Origin of the sequence: Crocosphaera sp. (genome assembly GCF_030064895.1) — a bacterium.
Lineage (GTDB): Bacteria > Cyanobacteriota > Cyanobacteriia > Cyanobacteriales > Microcystaceae > Crocosphaera.
In genome coordinates this window covers 1-21,883 of record NZ_JASJEB010000089.1, presented here as the reverse complement: position 1 = coordinate 21,883, position 21,883 = coordinate 1, and the positions used below count along the sequence as shown (strand labels likewise).

Here is a 21,883-nt window from a genome sequence, read left to right as displayed (position 1 = left end):
AGAAAATGGTTGAAATAGGTTATTCATGATTTTGTTGAGGAATATGTAATGTCTTAGAGCATCCCTAATCCCTCAACAATGAGGGATCAAGGACTTTTTAGAAAATAAAGTTGTCCGGATTGTTGAATTCTGCTACCGTCACTCCTTGAGCAAGCAAGATAGAATGAGAACGTCCAGATCCAGAAATACCATCAGGATCAATGGTTAAATAGGTTCCATTAGAACTGGAGACAAAACCTATATAACCATCAGCAATGGGATCAATACCACTAAAACCAATGGCATTCAGGACTTGAGAAAGATCAATTTGATCGCTACCTACCTCAAAATCAGTAATGATATCTCGTCCATCTCGTAAGCTAGTGTATACAAAGGTATCGCTACCACCACCACCTGTTAGGATATCTCTGCGTCGGAAACCTGTTATCGTATCGTTACCATCGGTTCCAACTAAAGTATCTCTCCTGAAAGTTCCCTCAATTATTAATCCAGGGTTCGATGGTGCAGGACTTTCCAAATTCAAACGAACAATTAAGGGATCGTGGTCGCTTGCTCGCTGATTAGTTTCCACAAATTCACTGTTGACATGAACAATGTCGAATTCCGCACCTTGAGTCAAGCTATCGCTGACCAAAATATGATCCAGAGACTGAGAATTCCCTTGAAAAATGAAGCTATAACGCTCATTTTCAGGTAGTGTTTCTGTTAAGTTGGTCAGGTTCTGTTCTAGGGTATTAAGGGGGGAAACAAACTCAAATTCGTTGAAATCTCCTAAGACGACAAGATTGGCATTGGGGTCGGCACTTAGGGAATTTGCCACAAATCCTTGGACTGCGTTGGCCTGAGCTTGTCGCTCATCTAAACTACCGTTAACGGTTACGTCTTCTTGACGAGCATCAAACGGTTGTTCGATACCAAGAATGGGCGCACTGCCTCCTTTAGAGGAAAAGTGGTTGTTAACAACAGTGACTTCTTGACCATTAAACTCAAAGTCGGCCACAAGTGGTAAACGTGCGCCCTGGAAGGCACTACCAGGATTTTGGTCTCCAATGGTTTGAACGGAACCAGCCACTAAATTGACACGATTGGGATTATACAGGAAGGCAGTGCGGATATTTCCACCTGGTTGACCACCGCTTGCACCATCTGTAATAAAGGTATTGTCGATGAATTGGTAAGTGGGACCGCCAGCCGCAGCGATCGCGTCAATTAACTCCTGGAGGGTTTGATCAGCAGCAATGGTCCCATCATTGACAGAACCGTTATTATCCTGAATTTCTTGGAGTCCAATAATATCCGGTGTGTTCAGGTTGTTAATTATCTGGTTGGCAATGTTGTTAAAGCGACCATTGGCAACATCGGCATCCCCATCACTATCATTGGGATCGAGATTGAGAAGGTTATAACTGGCAACTGTGAGTTGATCGGCGTTTCCTGCCAGGGTCGTGGTTTCTTGTTGTAAGTTACCAGAGGTAATATTGCTAGTGAAGTCTTCGGTGGGAAGGATTTCAAAGTTACCAAAACCATAGCTGACAACCCCAGTGACGTTACCTAGACTATCTCCAACATTAACACTGGGAAAGTTGAAGTCAAAAACCCCTGAATCTTGATCAATTTGAATTTTTTCGGGGTTGAAGTCGTCGGGACTGATGTTAAGGGTTCCGCGATCGCTAATTCCTGTGGCACCGACACCATTATCAACAACGGCAAAGATTTCACCGAAGCGGTTTGTAGGAGCGATTGCTACAAGGTTTTGAGCGGTGACTCGCATTCCTTCTAAGGACTCGAAAAAGTCAATTCCATCGGTGGTTGGATCAAAGCTGCCAAAGGCATCATCATCAATATTTTCTGTTGGTGGAACCCGACCCCCGGAACCGATAATAACTGCTGTCGGCAGCATATTCCCACTGGAAAGATTGGTTATGTTAGGACTACTAATCTGAGTTGTGGATAGGTTCCGACTAGAAGTACCACCAGGGGTAAACTCAGAGACTGTCCCTTCAACTTGCAGTTCATCACCGACAATAACTCCAGGTGTTGAACCAGTAAAGACAAAAATCCCATCAGAGGTGGCATCATTACTATCTCCAGTTGCATCTTGCAGATAAAAGCCATTACTATCAACTGCTGTGACAATACCTGTTGTAGTAACTACTTGACCTTCTAAAGTGGAGGTGTGACCTTGCCCTTGAATCTCGTAGATGGCGGTTAAAGTGGGTTGTTCACCACCACCATTATCACCACCACCATCACCAACACTGGGATTGATAGTTCCGAAGGTATCTGTTCCCAAGGTAGGATCACTATCAAAAATGGCGGGGGTTACGTCAGTTCCATTGATATCAAAAACTTGGCCGTTGTCAGGATCATTAATGGCATAAAGATCCCCCACACTTCCATCTCGGAAAATGAGTCTGGGTTCATCTCCTGTATGGGCAAAGTCCACTCCACCAAGGTCTGTTCCATATAAGAATACTTCATCGCCTACACTATCAGGAACTCCGATGGCATCAAAAACTGTTCCAAAGCTGGATAGGTTATCTGCTACCCCATCATTGTCGGTGTCAATGTCTGTAGCGGTACTACCTGTAAACTCAGATAGTAAAGCGATGGTGAAAGAGGGATTCTCTAAATCAGGAATATTGACGGTTAACAACCCATTAGTATCAAAAACCCCTGAGACTGACTCAAAATTATTGATGTCCCCTGGGTTAGAACTACCTGGATCACTCTCAATACTAACGATGACACCATTAAAGGAGTCTCCTGGTGTCCCACTGAGTTCAATGGTTGTGGTACTAGGATCACTCCCTGTTGGGTTAGGTTGAAATTCGCTGATTAAAGGGGTTGTGGTGGTGCCACCTCCTACATCTGTGAGGATAAAGGGGTCGGTTGGTAGGGTTTGTCTGCTACTGTTATTGCCAGACCAATTAGAATTATCACTGATAGCAGCTAATAATTCTGCTTTTGTACCAGTGGTTATCCCTGTATAAACGGCGTTGTCAACCTCGTTTAAAGCTACTGCTGTTTCCCCATTGACTAAGCCAGTGGGAAGTGCGGAAGTGTTGGAACTGGTGGAGTCTGACTGCCATACACCAGGGTTTCCTTCACTGTTGAGGGCGTAAATAAAGCTGGGGTTGCTGTCGTCTCCTTGATAAGCAATGATTTGATCACCACTGGCGGAGAATAAAACACTACTGACAGTAGGATTAATTACTGTTCCGGCAGTAATATCTGTGTCTGCTGTCCAGGTAAAGGTGCCTTCATTTGCTCTAAATGTACCGTCTGCTTTCCAACCGTTATCGGTAAATTGGATTTCGGTACCGGCAGTTATATCCACCAATGGGAGAAAGGCGAATTCGTCGGGGTTATCAAAATTGAAGCCTATAATGGCAATATCCCCTGGTAATAATGTAGTTCCAGCCATTTTTATTGTTTGACTTATCTAAGATACTGTATTTTTCTAGACCACAAACTGACCTTACTCTTTACTGTTTAAAAGAGTAGTGTTTTTTCTGGGTATTTAGAATAAACGCCTACTAAATTAACATATTAATTTTTAAAGATTATGTATAACTGCGTAGATTTATTTTTGTTATTTTTTAAAGATTAGAGACAGTTTTTTATTTATTAATTTATCCTTAAACAAAAAGTGGCTTTTTATTATCTTTTTGTTAGTTTTAAGTTAACTTCAACTTAACTTAGAACTAGGCTATAAACAAACTATAAAGATTTTTATATTTTATTCTGTTAAAAATATTTTAACTATTTGTTTTTACTACTATCAATAGTATCTGTGAGTATCTTGATCATAGTTTGGGCAATTTTATCAATTTTTTCGTAACTAAAAGATGGGTAAGAAAAAGCAAAATTAATTGTCATTTTATTATTAAAGGTGGAAATAGACAAGGAAAGGGAATAATTATAAATTGAAACATTAGGGACAAAGCAAATATTTTCTAGGGTAAAATCTCCATAATTTCTTTTAAAGTTAATTTTTCCTAGATTACTAACTCCAACACTTGGGGTGAATCTTTGTGTATTATTTATCGATGTTTTAACAATTGGTTTTAATAGTAAAGAATAATACATAAAATCTCGTTTTTCTAATTCTTTTTTTGTCTTATTATTAACTTCTTTTGCTAAAGATAAAAGGTTAGTTTGCGGTTTCAGGTTATAAAAAGACATCAATGAAGAAATAAGAATTTCTAGGTATTCGTCACTAACTTGAGGATCTAACCTTTTTCTTAAGTCAACATAACATTGACAATATAGAGCAAATTTTTCTTGCTCTTTAATCTTGATTTCATCGGCGATCGCTAATAAAATAGCAGCAGTGAGTAAACTATTAACTGTAATATTTTCTTGTTTACTTTTAACTATTATTTTTTTTGTTATTTCTTCGTCTAAACAATAGTTTAAAAAATGTCCTTCTCTTTCTTTAATGGGTATAATTTTATCTGGATTTAGTTTTTTGGGTTTATAAAATTTGCTTCTTATTTGCAGTTCAATTACAGATAAAATTGCTCTAATATAACCTAATATATTATTGAATTTTTGATTATAAATAGAGGTTATATCTAGTCTATTTCTGGATTCAATACTTTTATTTTTAACTATATTTTCGTAGTTTTGAAAAATTAGATAATGAAGTTTTACTGATGATAGTCCATCGGCAATAGCATGAAAAATTATTGTAATAAAATAAGCTTCATCATCCTTAGATTCTGGCCTTATCAAAAGACATCTCAACATATTTTTTGATAGATTCAAAGGTTGATTTATATTTTCAATAACAATATCTTCCCAAGATTTATTATGACAATTATCAATAATTTCCAGAATAACTTTTACTGTTTCTAATTCTTTTAACTTAAATTTTAAATTACTATCTTGTTTAATTATATTACACCGAAGAATATCATATTTATCTTGTATAATATCAATAGATTGTTGTAGTTTTTTCAGATTAATTTTACCTCGAAGATGGCTAATAGTAGCAACAGAAAAACAACCAGAATATTTATTTAATATATAAATTCCTTCTTCTATAGATGTTAAACTACGTTCATTAAGCATTAATTAGTCTCTCAATTATTTAAACTCGGTTACTTTTTTGCTTTTCAAAGTATTGTTGATGATAGTCTTCTGCTAAATAATAATCGGATACTGCTTTAATTTCTGTGACAATATCCTTATCATATTGACCAGAATTTTGTAGTTTTATTTTAGATTTTATTGCTAGTTTTTCTTGTTCAGAACTATGACAAAAAATTACGGAGCGATACTGCTCCCCTCTGTCATATCCTTGGCGATTTAAACTGGTAGGATCGTGAATTTTCCAAAATGTTTCTAATAGATGTTCATATCTAATTATGGTAGAATCATATTCAATTTGCACCACCTCAGCATGACCAGTTACCCTCGCACAAACATCTAAATAGCAAGGGTTTGGCCAATGTCCACCCATATAACCGACGGAAGTAGAAATAACTCCTTTTAACTTACGAAAAGCAGCTTCTACTCCCCAAAAACATCCCGCTCCAAATGTTGCTTTTTCCATAAATCCAATAATTAACTCGACTCTGTACTTCTACGACCTAATTCATAAATACCGCAGGCCATACAAGCTAAAATTCCCATACTAATAGACCAACTTTGACCTAATCCTAATTCTACACCCCAATTACAAAATCCTCCAATAATAAAGAAGGGAAGAATGCTAAAAAGAGAGGCATAAAAAGCATTTTGAGACTCTCTCGCTTGACGGGTTTTCTCAAATTCTTCTTGCGTTGTATAGAGCGATCGCTCAGCAAAATTAAACCAACGATTTAAACCTTCGATAACATTGTTTCTAAAAGAAGAGAGTCCTAAATAGAGAGATAATGACCATAAACAAGTTCCAGCAATGACAACTGTATCTATGGAAAAGCGAAAGGGAATAAAATTAATAACCATAAATTATGAAACTCTTGATTGAAAAACAATTAATAATTTTTCGATTGTAACAAATTTTAGGTTTATCTAACTTCACTTGACAAATAATTGATTAAATGCACAAAAAAACACTAGGCAACAGAGCTTAAAAACAGTTATCATGCAACGGATATACAATTCTTAATCTTTGTCTGATTTTAGTGTGAGTGGTGTTATGATGCAGTCTTTAAATAAAAAATTACTCTTTATGGCGATCGCTACTTTATTACTTCCTTTGGGTCTGAATGGGTGGCGAGAAGTTCCCTCTCAAGCGCAGTACGTTCCTGCTACTAATTCTAGCAATACCTGGCAATATGCGTCGTTTCCGGTGGAAAATTTCCAAACCTATACTTCCGGATATGGTTATCGCACTTCTCCTGTCACGGGACAATATCAGTTTCACCGAGGTTTAGACTTAGCTGCACCTTTGGGGAGTTATGTCCGTAACTGGTGGGCAGGCCGAGTGGTTGCGCTTTCTGATCATACAGCTTGTGGAACCATGATTACCATTCAATCAGGAAATTGGACTCACATCTATTGTCATTTGATGGGAACGGTGGAAGATAGTTCCGAAGGACGTTATTTTATTGATAGGGAAGGGGGACTTGTTATCTGGTTGGGTCAAGATGTTCCTTCGGGTGCGAGAATAGGTCGTGTGGGAATGACGGGAAGGACAACAGGGCCACATCTTCATTGGGGTTTAAAATATCGGGGAGAATATTTAGATCCGGCTTTGGTTTTGCAAGAAATGTATGGGGGTCAAGCGAATCTTTAAGTATTAGTTTGACCTTTAAAAATAAGCTGCAATGGTTAAAAAATCAACTAAGCTTTAAAGGAAAAATAATCAAGCTTTATTGGAACAAGGATTGGAATTACTAACTATACAAAATTATTAAATAAAATGGCTTATAAAAATAAATTCATAAGCCATATAAGGAAAATTTTATAGTCTAAGCTTCATTAACTGGCATCGGATCAATTTCCCCTTGACAACTACCTAAATCTGCATCAGGAGCATTTTCTAGAAGTTGATTAATGGAGGTATATTTTTCTATTTTACCTTTAAGATTAATCCATAATTCGGTAATCATATTATTGAGATTGCCGTCTTTATCGTTACGACATTTTACCGCAATTTTATCCCCTGAATTATTTCCAAATGCTGCTTGAAACTCTTGACTAATTTCTGTAGCATTTAGTTCTTTCCCGAGATTTTCTACAAATAAATCACGAACAGCAGACTTATTAACCTGATTTAATAAAGCTATGGATTCTTGATAATATTCTTCGGGAGATTCTGAGTAACAAGTTCCATGTTTATACCATTCATGAAGATGTAAACCAGAAGCGAATCCAGGCATTTTTTTTCTTAATTTTTTTCTGGTTTTCTTTGATAATTCTATAGCTGGCATTTCTAGCCATTTACTACTATCTTTATCTAGGTCAATTATATCTTTACTTACACCACAATATGCATTGTCGTAAGGTTGAGGCCATAAACCATGCAAAACAAAATGGGTAGCTTCAAATCTTTTGATATCTTCGGTTAAACATTCTGTTTTTTCGGGACGGGTTTCGCAAAATGCTGGTTGCCAACTTAGGGCTAATAAATAATCTTCATTAAGGAAAGTTTGTGCTATTACTTTTCCGCAGTCCCTTGCTACCCAACGTATCGAAGGCTCTACTCCCTTAATTTTAATTTGATAATGTGTAGCATCTTCTTTATTTTTAGCAACAACTTCATAAGTTTCATCTGCTTCCACAAATACATTACCAGGGTTGGTTTCTTTTCTCATTGATTGTAATGCTTCACAGGATTTGTTGGCTACAAATGCGCCGTTTAATTTAACACTGGCTATGGCTGGTGTTACAAATATTGTGATAGAGTATACACAAATTATTAGCAATAATAAGGCTTTTATTAGATGTTTCATTCTGCTCTTTCTCAACATTAAATCTACAATTTTAGATGGTTACAATTATAGTTTGAAAAGGGATGAACAAGTGTTTATTTTCCTAAAGAATAATTACTTTATTTAATATTTTATAAGATTGTTTAATTGATATAATTGCTCACATAGCATAGTCGTTATGAGTTTATTTTTGTGCAAATACCATAGAACAAAGTTACTGTCATTGAACACATATCATACAATGGTCATATTATGTATTTTAATTTACATATTTTTATGGAAAGAATTGTTAAGATAAAAAAAATAGAAAAAAAGGAAAAATAATATGGGTTTAAAACCAGGTATATCGCTACGAAAACTCGAATCAATACAAGGGGGAATGGCACAATTTTATACACCACAATCTAGTGATGAGACAATGTTAGTGCAGGTTCCCAGAGGAACAATTGATGAACTATTTGTGCATCATTTTCAGACAGATCAACTATTAGTAGTTCGGGGAAGTTTTATTCTGGTTGCACTTCATAATAGACGGTATAATTATATACTCTTAAGTGAAGATAATCCTCAAGTTGTTGCTATTCCTCCAGGAGTTCCTCATGGGGCAATTAACTTGAGTTCAGAAGACTGTTTGTTAGTCAATGCTGTCTTACGTCATGGTGAATCTCATCCATTAGATTATCGACCAATGAAACGCCCTTTTCCTTACGATCTTGATAAAATCAACACTATGTTAGAAACCAGAGAAAAGGAGAAACTGGATAGGGAAAATGACTCTATATTGTTAGAAGCATAATAGTTGTTTATTAAATCATATTTTTAGTGAACAAAAATTTATTGAGATATTTTGGGACAATTATTTAATTGTCCCTTATTTATAATTAGATGAAAACTTCTGATGTCCAGTTTCCATGAAGTCCATAAGGAATATGGTGTTTCAGATGTAAAGTAGCAATGGGTTCTTTTTCTAAATTTTCGCCATCTAAAATTACAAGATCAGAACGGTGTTTATCTCCATCATAAACTATCACTAAAACCCATCCTTCATCTTCAGAAGCTGCATTAGGTTTAGAAACAAACATTGGCTCTCCAACATAACCTTGTGGTGCAAAAGAATGTACCTGTTTTTTACCTGTTAATAAGTCAAGTTTAAGGATAGCTTGGAGAGGTGCATTACCTTGATCTTTATGAGTAGTTCCTATAAATAAATAGCGATATTTTCTACCAAGATTTTTGGGGTTAATAGAAGGGAACTCGCAAGAACGACTGTCGATCATTTCTTTGTTAACTGTTTCACTCTCTAGGTCAATCTTAAAGCGATATAACCGTCCAGGATCTATATTATTAAAATCTATTTCTTTGTAGTCAGTGTCTAAGTTAACTTGTGAAAGAGATTCATAAGAAATTGAATCTAAGTAGATATTATTCACATCTTCAAAAGCATTAACATGATGAAATACAAAACCTGCATTTGTTTCTAAAATTTTTATCTTTTCATCGTTAGGAGTTCGAGGAATAATGATTAACTTACTAGGTTGATTTTGTTGAAAGTTAACACATTCTCCTGCACCTTTCAGACCAAAAAGAAAAGGTAAAGGATTAAAATTAACAGAGTTTTGTAAAAAGATACAATAATTAGGAGTAATTGCAAAATCATGGATAAAAGAAAACCCAGCAACTACATGAGAATGACAACGTAATAACTTACCATCCGGGGCAAATTCATAGATAGTAATTTTACTAGAAAGTCCTGGTTTAATGGAATAATTAACTAGACAAGGTTGACCATTATCTAATTCACAACTAGGATCAAAACAAGGGTGAGCGGAAATAGAACCACCTGGGTTTAATACACCATCTAAGTAGTCGATACCGACAGTTTCCAATGTTTTAGGATCGAGTCGATAAGGTTCAGCAGCTTCCCAAAGTGCCAGTAATTTTTTGCCCCAGTAAATAACATTAGTATTAGCAATATTCTTTACTTTAAGGTCAAAAATATTGTTGATCCACCCCCCTGGTTTTTGGGTTCCAAACACCCCCCGATAAATCATTTTACCTGCTTTTTGTTCTTGTACATAGCCTTCTGTGCGAACAAAACGATTACGAAAATGTACTTTTCCGTTAGGTAAAAAGGAAATAGCACAAACCATTCCATCTCCATCAAAAGGATGTTGTAGGGGGGTTCCTTGTACTTCTAATAAACCTGGCCCGTTTCTAAATAGAGTTCCTTGTAATTGCTCAGGTATTTTTCCTTCTATATCTTCAATAAAATACTCATATTCATTAGGTTGAGACTGATAACCTTGTTGCCACTTTTCAGGATCGTAGGATAAATTTTGTTTGTCTTCAATAATTAAATTAGTCATGATTTCAAATTGATTTAAAAGAGTTTACTTGTTTTTGTTAGTGACAAATTCAGGAATGACTTCAGGGATTATATCATTATCGGCCATCGTTCCTAAAGCTTTATTTTCATAAACTTCACCCATATAACTTATATTATCTTGTTCCTCTAATCCTTCAGATTGAGGATCGTTGTTGGGCAACCACTTAACCAAGGGTAAAGGTAATAAAGTTGAGAGGTTAGTAATAGTTATTAGTAACCAAAGATTATTAAAATTAGTTTCTGTTACGCCTAACCAATGGGTGAGAAGTGAGCCTAATTCATGGGATAATAAATTTGCCAGATTGATAATGGACATTAACAAAGCAAATAAAGTAGCTTCGATACCTTTAGGACATAATCTAGCCGATAATACTAAAACTGGTAGAAAAGCAATTTGTCCAGCAACAGTTAAAATTAAACTGTCTCCTAAACTAAACCAATGATCATCAATTCCTAGCAATCGGTTAGTATGAGTAACTAGCAATAATGTGGTCATACCCAAAGCAGAAGAAATAACCACACTCCAACCTAAGATTTTTCTAAAGGAAACATTTTTAAGAAACTTTTGATAAATCAATACTCCTAATAATGCAGCTACGCTAGTAACCAGACGAACTCGCCCTAAAAATTCTGGTTCAAATCCTAATTCATTGGTAGTAAAATAAAAGAAAGCAGAATCACCATTAGGAGTAGCTTGCCAGAGAAAAACAAAAGCAGTTGGCAAAAAAATTGACTTCTGTTTAATCGCCTTCCATACCTGTTTTATTTGTTGCTTAACCAAAGATTGATCCTGTTGAGAAATTAACTCATCTCTGCTAATAGGTTTCTCCGCAATTAACCAAGCAGCCAAACAAACAAGAAAAGGAAAAATAGCAGTAATTTCAAAGACAATTTGATTACTAAATCTTTCCAATAACCAACCACTTAAATAAGCTGTAATTAACCCTCCAAAAGCTGAAACGCCCCAAGTTAAGGATTGTAAAGATCCTGCTTGACTTAAAGACTCTTTTCTGGCTCTTTCTACCACCAACGAGTCAACGATCACATCGCTAATAGCAACGGAAACAGAAGTTAATAATAGAGTAAAACTGGCCGACCAGGCATTATTCACCACTGTAGCCAATAATATCCAGGATAAACTGCCTAATAGTCCCGAAATCACCAGATAAGGACGACGACGATAGCTAAATATGGGTAAACCGTCCGAAATAAATCCAAAGAGGGGTTTTATCACCCAAGGAACCGCAGCAATACCAGTTAATGCACCCATCTGGGCCGGAGTTAACCCTAAATCATCCTTAAGGAAGAAACTCACCGCTAAACGGGCTAAACCTAAGATACCTTGGACAAAATAGACGCTAAGAATAGCAAATAGTTCAACACTAGGTTTATTGCCGAATAATACCGTTTTTGTAAATGTCTTTTTGATTTGTCTTAAGGAAGAAAACGTCGCACTCATGAAGATAAGTAAAGTTTTATAACTTTATCTATCATAAGCAATTATTTAGTTAAATAGTCGGACATAAATAAAGCCCACTGATAAAGGTTTACGATTAACTAAACTAGGCTGACATTAATTTTCCCTGTTGTTTTCTTCTAACCAATTCTCCAAATTAGTCATACTGCTAAAATCAAGCAGTGCTTCACCGAGGTTTTCTAATTGTTCCAAGGACAGATTTTCAATGCTTTGATGGACTGCTGGAGATAATTCTCCCACTCGCTTCCCTAAGAGACGGAAAATTAGCGAACGTGCCTCTGCTTTTTTTCCTTCTTCTCGTCCTTCTTCTCGTCCTTCTTGCTTGATTTCTCGGTAAACTTGCGTTTCCTTAATGGTAATTCCTAACATTTCTTCTACCTCCTTTTGACTAAGTTGTTCAAATTTGTACATTACTATTGTAGTGATTAATTCTATTATGCCTTGGTTTAATTCTTGAGGTAGTTCTTGTTGACTTTTTTGTAATAAATACTTGGCTTCTTGCGATGCTTGTTTATCATCGATAGTAGTTAACAGCATCACTGCTATTTCTAACGGTAATTCTCGAATATTCCCTAATTCATCTAGATAAATCCGATTTACTTGCTCACTATTGAGCAAGGTATAATAAGGAATAGTATCATTTTGTTCGGTGTTACGGTTAGGATAGATAATGACCACTTTCCAATTGCTAAATCGATCACGATTGCGATAAAAGTATAGGAATAATTCGGCAAATACTCTCTCGTACAATCTTTCATCTTTTTGAAACTGTACTTCACAAAAATATACTACCCCTGGACTTTCCTTTTCTGGTGGTAAAAATACCCCATCTATCTCGAATCTCGGTTCTTTTACAGCAACGGAATCAAATCTGTAGTCTGAAGCATTTTCTGGTGGATTTGTCAACAGTTCAAACAATAAACCAGGATAAGTTTGAAAAAGTTTGTAAAAAATTGAGTCTCGACGCATAAAGACTTTAACTATAACAACTCCATAAAAGTTTAACCTTTATCCCTTAGCGGTTACTGTTCACTCTCAGTAAATTCTGCTAAGATAATGATCCACGCCCCTCAAAAAACCGTGCGTTATTAGGTCAATTAATGACAACGCCTATGCTAAACCCTAATTTAGAAGCAATAGAACTCAACAAAGAAGAGATTGAAAGATACTCTCGCCACATTATCTTGCCAGAAGTGGGGCTAGACGGTCAAAAACGCTTAAAAGCTGCCAGTGTTCTCTGTATCGGAACCGGAGGCTTAGGATCTCCCCTTTTATTATACCTAGCTGCTGCTGGTATTGGACGCATTGGAATTGTTGATTTTGATATTGTTGACAGTTCTAATTTACAACGTCAGATTATTCATGGCACTTCTTGGGTAAATAAACCGAAGATTGAATCAGCTAAAAACCGCATTTTAGAGATAAACCCTGCTTGTCAGGTAGATTTGTACGAAACCCGTCTTTCTTCGGAAAATGCCCTCAAGATCATGGAACCCTATGACGTGATTGTAGACGGAACGGATAACTTTCCTACTCGCTACCTCACCAATGATGCTTGCGTATTGTTGAATAAACCCAACGTTTATGGATCTATTTTCCGCTTTGAAGGCCAAGCAACCGTATTTAACTACGAAGGGGGTCCCAACTACCGCGACCTATACCCAGAACCTCCCCCACCAGGAATGGTTCCCTCCTGTGCAGAAGGAGGCGTTTTAGGGGTATTACCCGGCATTATCGGCACCATTCAAGCCACCGAAACCATTAAAATCATTTTAGGGGCAAAAAATACCCTCAGTGGGCGTTTATTGTTGTACAATGCCTGGGATATGACCTTTCGGGAGTTGAAGCTACGACCGAACCCAGAACGACCTATTATTGAGGAATTGGTTGATTATGAGCAGTTTTGTGGCATCCCTCAAGCTCAAGCCGCCGCAACGGAAGAAAAAGCAGCTATTCCTGAAATTAGCGTCAAGGATCTTAAGGATTTAATGGATCACGGTGCTGATGCGTTTGTATTAATTGATGTGCGTAACGTCAATGAATATGAGATCGCCCGTATTCCTGGTTCTGTCTTAGTTCCTCTACCAGATATTGAACAGGGATCTGGGATTGAGAAAGTGAAAGAGTTAGCTAAAGATCACCGTTTGATTGCTCATTGTAAGATGGGAGGGCGATCTGCCAAAGCTTTAAAAATTCTGCAAGAGGCCGGAGTAGAAGGAACTAACGTTAAAGGTGGTATTACTGCTTGGAGTCAAGAAGTTGATCCTAATGTTCCTCAATACTAAATATTAATTTGTTTTCACGAGAATCTACCTGCTTCTAATGTTTTAGAAGTGGGTTTTTCAGTTTTCAGTTACCAGTTACCAGTTATAATCAAGAATCTTTAGACCTGATTATATCATGGAAAAAACTCAGAACTCCGCACTCAGGTCATTAAATTTTTCTTGTTTTTAATAGTTGAAAAGTTTTCTTATGTTAGCATTTTTAAACAGAAATAAGACGATAAAATTAGGAAATTAACCATGAAGTTTGCCCTTGTGAGTGATGATTTTTGCACCATTACAGGAAAAACAGGACGCGCTCGTAAATTTTTGGTTTATGAAGCAACTCAAGATATTAAACCTACTTTAGTTGAAAAGTTAGAAGTTCCTCATACTCAACCCACATTTCACGATCTCCACGATGATGATATAACACCCCATCCTCTAGACAATTATATTTTAATTACAGGAGAAGCAGGAGTGGGTTTAAAAGAGCGTTTAAGTCGCCGTGGTATTACAGTTTATATTACCTCAGAAACTAATCCCTTAGAAGCAATTCATGGGGTTATACAAGGCAATATAGCAACATTAGAACCGACTCCCCACGGGGAAGATGGTCGTTGTTTAAATCATTAATATTTATTGATAACAGTTAACTGTTAACTGATCATTGTTAACTGTTAACTGACTTTAGCTAATATCCCTTTCAAAACTAATCCTAAACAGCCTAATACAAAAATCATGATTATGGGAAACCCAATGAATTTTCCCACAGGATCATTACATACGTTATCTATCAATGGATTAGATATTACCTCAGTTATAGCTTTACACTTTTTGCCTTCATCGTCAATTAAAGCCATTAATGCGGTTCCTGTTCCTACCAGGGTTACTAAGTTTTGAAAACTGCGATCGCTTTTGGCTTTTTCTGCTTCTATTCTACTGCGGATAATGTTGATATTACTCTCTAATAATCTTAGTCCCAGTTCCATGTTTTCATAATCTTTTTCTATTTGTACAATATATTTTTGCTCGGATAATTCACTAAATTTATTCAAAAATTGCAAGTTATCAGATTCTAGAATTTTGTTTTTGATAATTGCCAAACGAGTTTTATAATTAATTAAATTAATATCTACAATTTGTTTTTGAAAGTTTAGTTGAGGAAGATCGACAATATAAGTTTCTATAATATTTTCAGCTTCTTTTATTTTTTTATCCGTCTTTATCTTTTTATTTTGCTCAATACTTTTTTTATTTTCTTCAATTTTTTGATAATATTCAACCAGATTTTTTTTAATTAAACGACTCTGACTATAAGCGAATAAAATTTTATGTTTATATGAGAATAATCCGATCCAATCTTGGTATAAATCTGCTGCTTTTTCCATACTTTGCAGGTTAGGATAAATAACAACAACAATATGTAAGTTAATCCCTTGACTTGGTTGATATTGCCAAAATTCAAGAAATTCGCCTCCAAATAGCCGTCCCCGTCTTTGTAAATCTTGTTCAAAATCACTATTTACTCCAAATAAATCATAACAGTATTTAGCAATTTCTTGGACAGATTTACGATTATTTTTAGGAAGACAACCAGATAACATCCATGTCTGTCCTATATTCGCAGTTTTTCCTCTTAATTTTGCTTCAATTTCTTCTTTAATAAAAGCAAAATTTTTAAGGGGTTGAGGGTGAGTTATATTGTCAACAGAACAATCTATTTGTAACCCATAAGTATCGTTTAAACGGACAGGATAATAGTATCCTTCTAGGTTTCTATTTTGGTTAACAAAATCAATGGTTTTTTGTTCAGGAAGTAGTTCTAAATATTCAATTTCTATGTCGGTATCAACTAACTTAGTTTTTTTGGGAAGTTTCTTACGAAAATAGACTTCAAGTTCACGATTTTCTTCGTCTGTTGCATTCAGAGAACTTTTTAAATCATAGATAAATAAGTCAATCGTTGGGTAGATAATATCACTCATTATATTAGTTGATAATATTCCATGTTATTGACCTAAATTACCTAAAGTTTGTTTCAATTTATCAAGACACGATACTGTTTTAACAGCATTTTCTGGTTCTTGGGAACGACTGACCACAACCACAAGATTATTGATTTGACTATCATATTCTGTTGGTTTACTACTGGGTTTAAAACCTTTTGCTCTCATGGGATCATCTCTAAGAATTAAAGCTTGAATTTCTTGGTCTATTCCTGATAAAATTTGTGAGGTTTCTGGAAGTGTCTCTAGTTTCGTTTTATACTGGTTATATTGCTCGCTTAATTGTGGATTAGATTGGATCATTTTTAATAACATGGGTTCCGTATAATCTTTCCATGCTAATGGTTGTATATCAAGTTGCTGAGCAATATTAGCTAAGGTTTCTTTTTCTTCCTCATTGAGAGGAGTTTTGAGATCGCTTAATGCGAGTAAAAAGGCTAATCTTGTGTTGTAAATTTGTGCATTCATTAGGTTATCTCTAAGTGTCGTAAAATTAAACTACAGGATTTTACCTGTTTTGCTTTTGTTTGATGTATAATAGCTTTAATTATCTTTTTTTTATTAAAGCAGATAAAACTACAAATACCATTATAAAACAAAGCTCATGAGACAGCAATGGGAAGCGTTAATTGTTGGGATTGATGAATATCCTATTTATACAACTTTAAATAATCTAACCGTAGCAAGAAAGGATGCAGAAGATATTGCAAAAAAGTTAGAAAAATACGGTTATGAAAAGTTTCGCATTCAACGTTTAGTCGAACAACCTTCTCAAAAAGGTAGTGAACCTAATGTTAGTCGGTTAGGGATAAAATCAGAAGATTTAAAAGAAAAAATTAAGAATCTTTTTAACCCTCCGTCTCAACAGGAAACCCCGGATCTCGCTTTATTTTATTTTTCGGGTCATGGATGGCGTAAAATTATTGATAATAAAGAGGATACTTTTTTAGCAACTAGCGATGTTTTTCCCAATGCAGAAATTTATGGTATTCCTCTGAGTTGGTTGGGGGAACAAATAGAAAAAAGTCCAGTAAAAAAAATAATTATTTGGTTAGATTGTTGTTTCAGTGGGGAACTAATTAAGTATCTTCCTAAAAATAAAGATTATTGTTTGATTACTGGAACAAGATCCTCTGAGATAGGGTTAGAAATTAGGGATAAACAAGGATTATTTACCCAAACTTTATTAAAAGGTTTAAACCCTGAAGAGTATGCTGATGGAATTGTTGATAGTCATAAGTTAAAAGAATTTATTGAAAAGGAAATGGCGCAAACTTCTCAGCGTCCTTTGATTGCTAATTCTTCGGGTTCTATTTTATTAACAACTCGTTATACTCCAGATATTTTTAAAGATGAATGTCCTTATCGTTCCCTATCTTATTTTGCGGAAAATAGAGAAGATGCAGATGTTTTTTATGGACGTTCTAAAATTACCAATGATTTAATTAACCGTGTCCAAAAAGATAGATTTATTGTTGTTTTAGGGGCTTCTGGTAGTGGTAAATCTTCCTTGTTACGGGCAGGTTTATTATATCAATTAAAATTAGGGCAAGTTATAAAAGGGAGCAACTTATGGACTTATATAACTCCATTTTCTCCCACAGAAAACCCATTACAACAATTAGAAAACGTAGGTTGGGTTGAGGAAACGAAACCCAACATAATGAGGTCAGAAGTAGGAAGTCAGAAGTTCCTCACTACGTTCCGGCGCTATCGCACAGAAGTAGGGATAAATGAACAAGCCAAAATTATCATGATCATTGATCAGTTTGAAGAATGTTTTACAATGTGCGATGAAAGCACCCGTGAAACATTTTTTAAACAATTAATCGAATTATTCAATAATTATTCTAACCTTCGTATGATTATGGGGATGCGTTCAGACTTTAGAGGACGATTACGGGAATATAAAAACTTAGTTGACTGTCTAAATAAACCTTATATTAATATTGAACATTTAAACCGAGAAGAAATTGAAGAAGTTATTGTTCAACCGGCAAAAAAATCAGGTTTGTTGATAGAAAGTAGTTTAAAACAACAGTTAATTAATGATGTAGAAGATTATCCTGGTAGTTTACCTTTACTGGAAGATACTTTAACCCAGTTATGGCAAGAAACTAGAAATAAAGGAGAACGCTTTTTAACCTTAAAAACCTATCAAAATTTAGGCGGAATCGAAGGAACTATCGAAAAACGTGCCAGTAATGTCTTTGATAATTTAGATGAAAAAGAAAGGGAAGTTGCTCAACGAATCTTTTTAGAATTAACCCAAGTAGGAGATACTTATGATGTGCGTAGAAGAGTTTGTCTCAATGATTTAGTCAATCAATATCACACTTTTAAACAGTTAAATACAGTCAGCCAAAAATTAGCCAGCGACAAAAATCGTCTCATTGTTCGCGATATCCAAACTCAATCCATAAGTTATAAATTTGTTTTAGTTTTTCTCTGTCGGGTTAATCTATTTCTCTTCGCCAGCTTGTTAACAAAAAAAAGAAGAAAAAAATTAGTTGATCTAGTAGAAATTATTAACGAGCAACCCTCAAAAATACAAATTGATGTGGTTCATGAAGCATTAATCAGACATTGGCAACAATTGCGACAATGGAAATATCAATATCGTGCAGCGATTGTAACTGAGCGAAAAATAGAAGAAGAAGGGCAAGAATGGCAGAATAAGGGCAGAAAAACCTCTGATTTGTTGCAAGGTTCAAAATTAGGAGAAGCTGAGGAATATCTCAAAAATTATGGTCATTTGGGGATGTTGGATGGTGTCGCTGAAGACTGTATTAATGCTAGTTTCCGACAAAATAAAATCCGACGTTGGCAATTTATAGGGCTTGTCAGTTTTGTTGCTTTAATGGCTATTGTAGCTACTTTCTTTGCGATCGAATCCAATAAAAGGGCCAAACTGGCCACCTTGAAAGAACAAGCAGCAACGGTTAAGAGCTTGTTTCCCATTGAACCTTTAGAACCTCTGGTATTGGCCATTGCTACTACAGGAGAAAATCGCAATGATTGGCAAGTTCCTGAAATATTACTAGAAGTGCAATCTAGTTTGTATGAGGCGATTAATCAAGTAAGAGAACACAACTCTTTTGAAGGTCATAAAGAATCGGTTACAATGGTGGCTATCACCCCAGAGGGAAACATTGTCTCTGGGAGTCAGGACCAGACCGTGAAGGTCTGGAGTCCCCAGGGTAAGCTTCTCCATACCTTAGAAGGTCATCAAGGGCAGGTCTGGACTGTGGCTATGACCCCAGAGGGAAACATTGTCTCTGGGAGTCAGGACCAGACCGTGAAGGTGTGGAGTCCCCAGGGTAAGCTTCTCCATACCTTAGAAGGTCATCAAGAGGACATCTTAACTGTGGCTATCACCCCAGAGGGAAACATTGTCTCTGGGAGTCAGGACCAGACCGTGAAGGTGTGGAGTCCCCAGGGTAAGCTTCTCCATACCTTAGAAGGTCATCAAGGTTGGGTTCGGATAGTGGCTATTACCCCAGAGGGAAACATTGTCTCTGGGAGTCATGACAAGACCGTGAAGGTCTGGAGTCCCGATGGTAAGCTTCTCCATACTTTAGAAGGTCATCAAAATACTGTCTGGACTGTGACTTTAACAAAAGAGGGAAACATTGTCTCTGGGAGTCAGGACCAGACCGTGAAGGTGTGGAGTCCCGATGGTAAGCTTCTCCATACCTTAGAAGGTCATCAAAATTGGGTTAGGACGGTGGCCATCACCCCAGAGGGAAACATTGTCTCTGGGAGTGATGACAACACCGTGAAGGTCTGGAGTCCCCAGGGTAAGCTTCTCTATCCCTTAGAAGGTCATCAAGGTTCAGTATCGAATGTAACCATAACCCCACAGGGAAACATTGTTTCTGGGAGTGATGACAACACCGTGAAGGTCTGGAGTCCCCAGGGTAAGCTTTTACATACCCTAAAAGGTCATCAAAAGCCCATCTTAACTTTGACTGTAACAAAAGAGGGGAACATTGTCTCTGGGAGTGAAGACAACACCGTGAAGGTCTTGAACCCCCAGGGTAATCTTCTCCATAACTTAGAAGGTCATCAAGAAGAGGTTACAATGGTGGCCATCACCCCAGAGGGAAACATCGTCTCTGGGAGTGATGATAACACCGTGAAGGTCTGGAGTCCCCAGGGTAGTCTTCTGCATACCTTAGAAGGTCATCAAGACGACATCTTAACTTTGACTGTAACAAAAGAGGGAAACATTGTCTCTGGGAGTAAAGACAACACCGTGAAGGTCTGGAGTCCCGATGGTAAGCTTCTCCATACCTTAGAAGGTCATCAAAATTGGGTCTGGACTGTGACTTTAACAAAAGAGGGGAACATTATCTCTGGGAGTTATGACAACACCGTGAAGGTCTGGAGTCCCGATGGTAAGCTTCTCTATACCTTAGAAGGTCATCAAAATTGGGTTAGGACGGTGGCCATCACCCCAGAGGGAAACATTGTCTCTGGGAGTTATGACAACACCGTGAAGGTCTGGAGTCCCGATGGTAAGCTTCTCTATACGTTAGAAGGTCATCAAGGTTTAGTATCGAATGTGATCATCACCCCAGATGGGAACATTGTCTCTGGGAGTCTTGACAAGACCGTGAAGGTTTGGAGTCCTCAAGGTAAACTTCTCCATACCTTAGAAGGTCATCAAAATACTGTCTGGACGGTGGACATCACCCCAGAGGGAAACATCGTCTCTGGGAGTCTTGACAAGACCGTGAAAATATGGCGTGGTGGTGATTGGTCAGACTGGTTAGAGGTAGGATGTGAGAGATTACAGTTTCATCCTGTGTTGCTGTCTGTTGCTTCAGTGGACATGGAAGATGAGGCAAAAAGTGAAGCAGAAACCGCTGAAAAAGCAGCCGAAACTTGCTTAAAATATGGGGGTTGGAATAATGAGGAAAAAGCAGAATTTTTAGTGAGAAAGGGTTTTGCTATTGCTGAGGAAACAGGAGATATTAAAGCAGCTAACCGTAAATTAAAGTCAGCTAAAAAATTAGATAAAGAACTCGATATAAAATCCTTACAAGAAGAAGTTAAACAGTTAGCAGAATCTAGCAAAAATAATGATAATAATGAAGATGATTTGTAAATAAAGGTGAAAGTTCTTTTACTGATGAAGTGTTAGAAATGTTAGAAGAATTGAAAAATGGGTAATAAATAATAAATAATTAAATTACGTTCCTATGGTATATTATAGTTGCTAAATTTAGCAACAAAAAGCTATGATACTAGAATGCCCACAGAAAAACAAGCTATAACCTGTCTAGAAATTTGTCACCGACTGTCAAATTTATTACAACCTATCTATGTTTTTCGTTATGATAACACTTTTAAAACTGTGTATATCTTAGCAGGAGATACAGAAACCATAGAAATACTTGTTTATGCAAATGGAAATTGGAGATTTGTATCATGAAAAATTTTGAACAAATGACAACCCAAGAATTACGAGACTATATCCGTAAAAATCCCACGGATGCAGAAGCTATTAGAGTTAGAATGAAACAAATAGAAAGCGATCCAAAAGCGGTTACTATCAACTATGGAACCCCTGGAAAAGACATAGAAACCATCTTGTCTCATACTAATAATAAAATACACAAAAATAATAGTTAATGGGAGATTCAACAATGTCAGCTAAATATGATAGCAAAGTTGATGTTTTAAGAATTAATTGGGGTGTAGCAGAAATTGAAGAAAGTGATGCTATCAGTCCAGGATTAAGAGACTGTTTGTAAAGAAAAGATAAAGAAATTAGGCGGCACAGATTTGTGGTTATAAAACTATGGAATAAGTTTTTATGACAGTTTTATGAAGAGACGTTCTTATCCGTCAGA

Annotated in this window: 18 protein-coding genes; 8 read left to right on the top strand and 10 right to left on the bottom strand. The window is 36.3% G+C overall.

The window, feature by feature from the left end; all coding sequences use genetic code 11:
* Window positions 1-97: 97 nt before the first annotated feature.
* The 4 genes from QNJ66_RS18190 to QNJ66_RS18175 all read right to left on the bottom strand — a co-directional run bounded on the left by QNJ66_RS18190 (window position 98) and on the right by QNJ66_RS18175 (window position 5,958).
* A complete protein-coding gene (locus QNJ66_RS18190) occupies window positions 98-3,427 on the bottom strand; it encodes an endonuclease/exonuclease/phosphatase family protein (RefSeq protein ID WP_300509446.1) in 3,330 nt (1,109 codons plus the stop codon).
* A 338-nt stretch (window positions 3,428-3,765) separates the two neighbouring features.
* On the bottom strand, window positions 3,766-5,079 hold the full coding sequence (locus tag QNJ66_RS18185; protein ID WP_300509444.1) for a condensation domain-containing protein: 1,314 nt from the start codon (window positions 5,077-5,079) through the stop codon (window positions 3,766-3,768).
* A gap of 19 nt (window positions 5,080-5,098) precedes the next feature.
* Window positions 5,099-5,572: a peptide-methionine (S)-S-oxide reductase MsrA gene (gene msrA, locus QNJ66_RS18180; protein WP_300509478.1), complete on the bottom strand. Its 474-nt coding sequence runs from the start codon at window positions 5,570-5,572 to the stop codon at window positions 5,099-5,101.
* Between the two features lie 2 nt (window positions 5,573-5,574).
* The gene (locus tag QNJ66_RS18175; protein ID WP_300509442.1) at window positions 5,575-5,958 is read right to left on the bottom strand and encodes a hypothetical protein; all 384 of its coding nucleotides are present in this window, start codon (window positions 5,956-5,958) and stop codon (window positions 5,575-5,577) included.
* Between the two features lie 193 nt (window positions 5,959-6,151).
* Here QNJ66_RS18175 and QNJ66_RS18170 point away from each other — a divergent pair, with 193 nt between their 5' ends.
* Complete coding sequence (locus QNJ66_RS18170) at window positions 6,152-6,751, top strand: M23 family metallopeptidase (RefSeq protein ID WP_300509440.1); 600 nt, start codon at window positions 6,152-6,154, stop codon at window positions 6,749-6,751.
* Window positions 6,752-6,926: 175 nt separating this feature from the next.
* Here the strand turns inward: QNJ66_RS18170 and QNJ66_RS18165 are convergent, their stop codons facing one another.
* Window positions 6,927-7,910, bottom strand: coding sequence for a hypothetical protein (locus tag QNJ66_RS18165; protein WP_300509438.1), 984 nt, complete (start codon window positions 7,908-7,910; stop codon window positions 6,927-6,929).
* Between the two features lie 304 nt (window positions 7,911-8,214).
* Here QNJ66_RS18165 and QNJ66_RS18160 point away from each other — a divergent pair, with 304 nt between their 5' ends.
* Window positions 8,215-8,685, top strand: coding sequence for a dTDP-4-dehydrorhamnose 3,5-epimerase (locus QNJ66_RS18160; protein WP_300509436.1), 471 nt, complete (start codon window positions 8,215-8,217; stop codon window positions 8,683-8,685).
* A gap of 85 nt (window positions 8,686-8,770) precedes the next feature.
* On the opposite strand, the gene QNJ66_RS18155 is transcribed toward QNJ66_RS18160, so the two are convergent.
* The 3 genes from QNJ66_RS18155 to QNJ66_RS18145 all read right to left on the bottom strand — a co-directional run bounded on the left by QNJ66_RS18155 (window position 8,771) and on the right by QNJ66_RS18145 (window position 12,721).
* Window positions 8,771-10,255, bottom strand: coding sequence for a carotenoid oxygenase family protein (locus QNJ66_RS18155; protein WP_300509434.1), 1,485 nt, complete (start codon window positions 10,253-10,255; stop codon window positions 8,771-8,773).
* Window positions 10,256-10,279: 24 nt separating this feature from the next.
* Entirely contained in the window at window positions 10,280-11,734 is a 1,455-nt protein-coding gene (locus tag QNJ66_RS18150; protein ID WP_300509431.1) for a folate/biopterin family MFS transporter, read from the bottom strand.
* A gap of 114 nt (window positions 11,735-11,848) precedes the next feature.
* Window positions 11,849-12,721: an Rpn family recombination-promoting nuclease/putative transposase gene (locus tag QNJ66_RS18145; protein ID WP_300509429.1), complete on the bottom strand. Its 873-nt coding sequence runs from the start codon at window positions 12,719-12,721 to the stop codon at window positions 11,849-11,851.
* Between the two features lie 143 nt (window positions 12,722-12,864).
* On the opposite strand from QNJ66_RS18145, the gene moeB reads away from it, so the two are divergent.
* Window positions 12,865-14,037 carry a molybdopterin-synthase adenylyltransferase MoeB gene (moeB, locus tag QNJ66_RS18140; protein ID WP_300509427.1) on the top strand — a complete coding sequence of 391 codons (1,173 nt, stop codon included), beginning with the start codon at window positions 12,865-12,867 and terminating at the stop codon, window positions 14,035-14,037.
* A gap of 237 nt (window positions 14,038-14,274) precedes the next feature.
* Window positions 14,275-14,649, top strand: coding sequence for a NifB/NifX family molybdenum-iron cluster-binding protein (locus QNJ66_RS18135; protein ID WP_300509425.1), 375 nt, complete (start codon window positions 14,275-14,277; stop codon window positions 14,647-14,649).
* Between the two features lie 44 nt (window positions 14,650-14,693).
* Here QNJ66_RS18135 and QNJ66_RS18130 read toward each other — a convergent pair whose 3' ends face one another.
* Window positions 14,694-16,001 carry a hypothetical protein gene (locus tag QNJ66_RS18130; RefSeq protein WP_300509422.1) on the bottom strand — a complete coding sequence of 436 codons (1,308 nt, stop codon included), beginning with the start codon at window positions 15,999-16,001 and terminating at the stop codon, window positions 14,694-14,696.
* A 24-nt stretch (window positions 16,002-16,025) separates the two neighbouring features.
* The gene (locus QNJ66_RS18125; RefSeq protein ID WP_300509421.1) at window positions 16,026-16,490 is read right to left on the bottom strand and encodes a hypothetical protein; all 465 of its coding nucleotides are present in this window, start codon (window positions 16,488-16,490) and stop codon (window positions 16,026-16,028) included.
* Between the two features lie 136 nt (window positions 16,491-16,626).
* Here QNJ66_RS18125 and QNJ66_RS18120 point away from each other — a divergent pair, with 136 nt between their 5' ends.
* The 4 genes from QNJ66_RS18120 to QNJ66_RS18105 all read left to right on the top strand — a co-directional run bounded on the left by QNJ66_RS18120 (window position 16,627) and on the right by QNJ66_RS18105 (window position 21,784).
* Window positions 16,627-21,135: a caspase family protein gene (locus QNJ66_RS18120; protein WP_300509419.1), complete on the top strand. Its 4,509-nt coding sequence runs from the start codon at window positions 16,627-16,629 to the stop codon at window positions 21,133-21,135.
* Between the two features lie 108 nt (window positions 21,136-21,243).
* The gene (locus QNJ66_RS18115; RefSeq protein ID WP_366146293.1) at window positions 21,244-21,462 is read left to right on the top strand and encodes a hypothetical protein; all 219 of its coding nucleotides are present in this window, start codon (window positions 21,244-21,246) and stop codon (window positions 21,460-21,462) included.
* Window positions 21,459-21,662, top strand: coding sequence for a hypothetical protein (locus tag QNJ66_RS18110; protein ID WP_300509418.1), 204 nt, complete (start codon window positions 21,459-21,461; stop codon window positions 21,660-21,662). Before QNJ66_RS18115 ends, QNJ66_RS18110 begins: the two co-directional genes overlap by 4 nt.
* On the top strand, window positions 21,662-21,784 hold the full coding sequence (locus QNJ66_RS18105; protein ID WP_300509416.1) for a hypothetical protein: 123 nt from the start codon (window positions 21,662-21,664) through the stop codon (window positions 21,782-21,784). The genes QNJ66_RS18110 and QNJ66_RS18105 overlap by 1 nt, the downstream gene beginning before the upstream one ends.
* The last annotated feature ends 99 nt before the right edge of the window (window positions 21,785-21,883 follow it).

Coding starts and splice junctions, on each gene's coding strand:
- QNJ66_RS18190 (WP_300509446.1), bottom strand. CDS start 3,427: ATGGCTGGAACTACATTATTACCAGGGGATATTGCCATTATAGGCTTC.
- QNJ66_RS18185 (WP_300509444.1), bottom strand. CDS start 5,079: ATGCTTAATGAACGTAGTTTAACATCTATAGAAGAAGGAATTTATATA.
- QNJ66_RS18175 (WP_300509442.1), bottom strand. CDS start 5,958: ATGGTTATTAATTTTATTCCCTTTCGCTTTTCCATAGATACAGTTGTC.
- QNJ66_RS18170 (WP_300509440.1), top strand. CDS start 6,152: ATGATGCAGTCTTTAAATAAAAAATTACTCTTTATGGCGATCGCTACT.
- QNJ66_RS18165 (WP_300509438.1), bottom strand. CDS start 7,910: ATGAAACATCTAATAAAAGCCTTATTATTGCTAATAATTTGTGTATAC.
- QNJ66_RS18160 (WP_300509436.1), top strand. CDS start 8,215: ATGGGTTTAAAACCAGGTATATCGCTACGAAAACTCGAATCAATACAA.
- QNJ66_RS18155 (WP_300509434.1), bottom strand. CDS start 10,255: ATGACTAATTTAATTATTGAAGACAAACAAAATTTATCCTACGATCCT.
- QNJ66_RS18150 (WP_300509431.1), bottom strand. CDS start 11,734: ATGAGTGCGACGTTTTCTTCCTTAAGACAAATCAAAAAGACATTTACA.
- QNJ66_RS18145 (WP_300509429.1), bottom strand. CDS start 12,721: ATGCGTCGAGACTCAATTTTTTACAAACTTTTTCAAACTTATCCTGGT.
- moeB (WP_300509427.1), top strand. CDS start 12,865: ATGCTAAACCCTAATTTAGAAGCAATAGAACTCAACAAAGAAGAGATT.
- QNJ66_RS18135 (WP_300509425.1), top strand. CDS start 14,275: ATGAAGTTTGCCCTTGTGAGTGATGATTTTTGCACCATTACAGGAAAA.
- QNJ66_RS18130 (WP_300509422.1), bottom strand. CDS start 16,001: ATGAGTGATATTATCTACCCAACGATTGACTTATTTATCTATGATTTA.
- QNJ66_RS18125 (WP_300509421.1), bottom strand. CDS start 16,490: ATGAATGCACAAATTTACAACACAAGATTAGCCTTTTTACTCGCATTA.
- QNJ66_RS18120 (WP_300509419.1), top strand. CDS start 16,627: ATGAGACAGCAATGGGAAGCGTTAATTGTTGGGATTGATGAATATCCT.
- QNJ66_RS18110 (WP_300509418.1), top strand. CDS start 21,459: ATGAAAAATTTTGAACAAATGACAACCCAAGAATTACGAGACTATATC.
- QNJ66_RS18105 (WP_300509416.1), top strand. CDS start 21,662: ATGGGAGATTCAACAATGTCAGCTAAATATGATAGCAAAGTTGATGTT.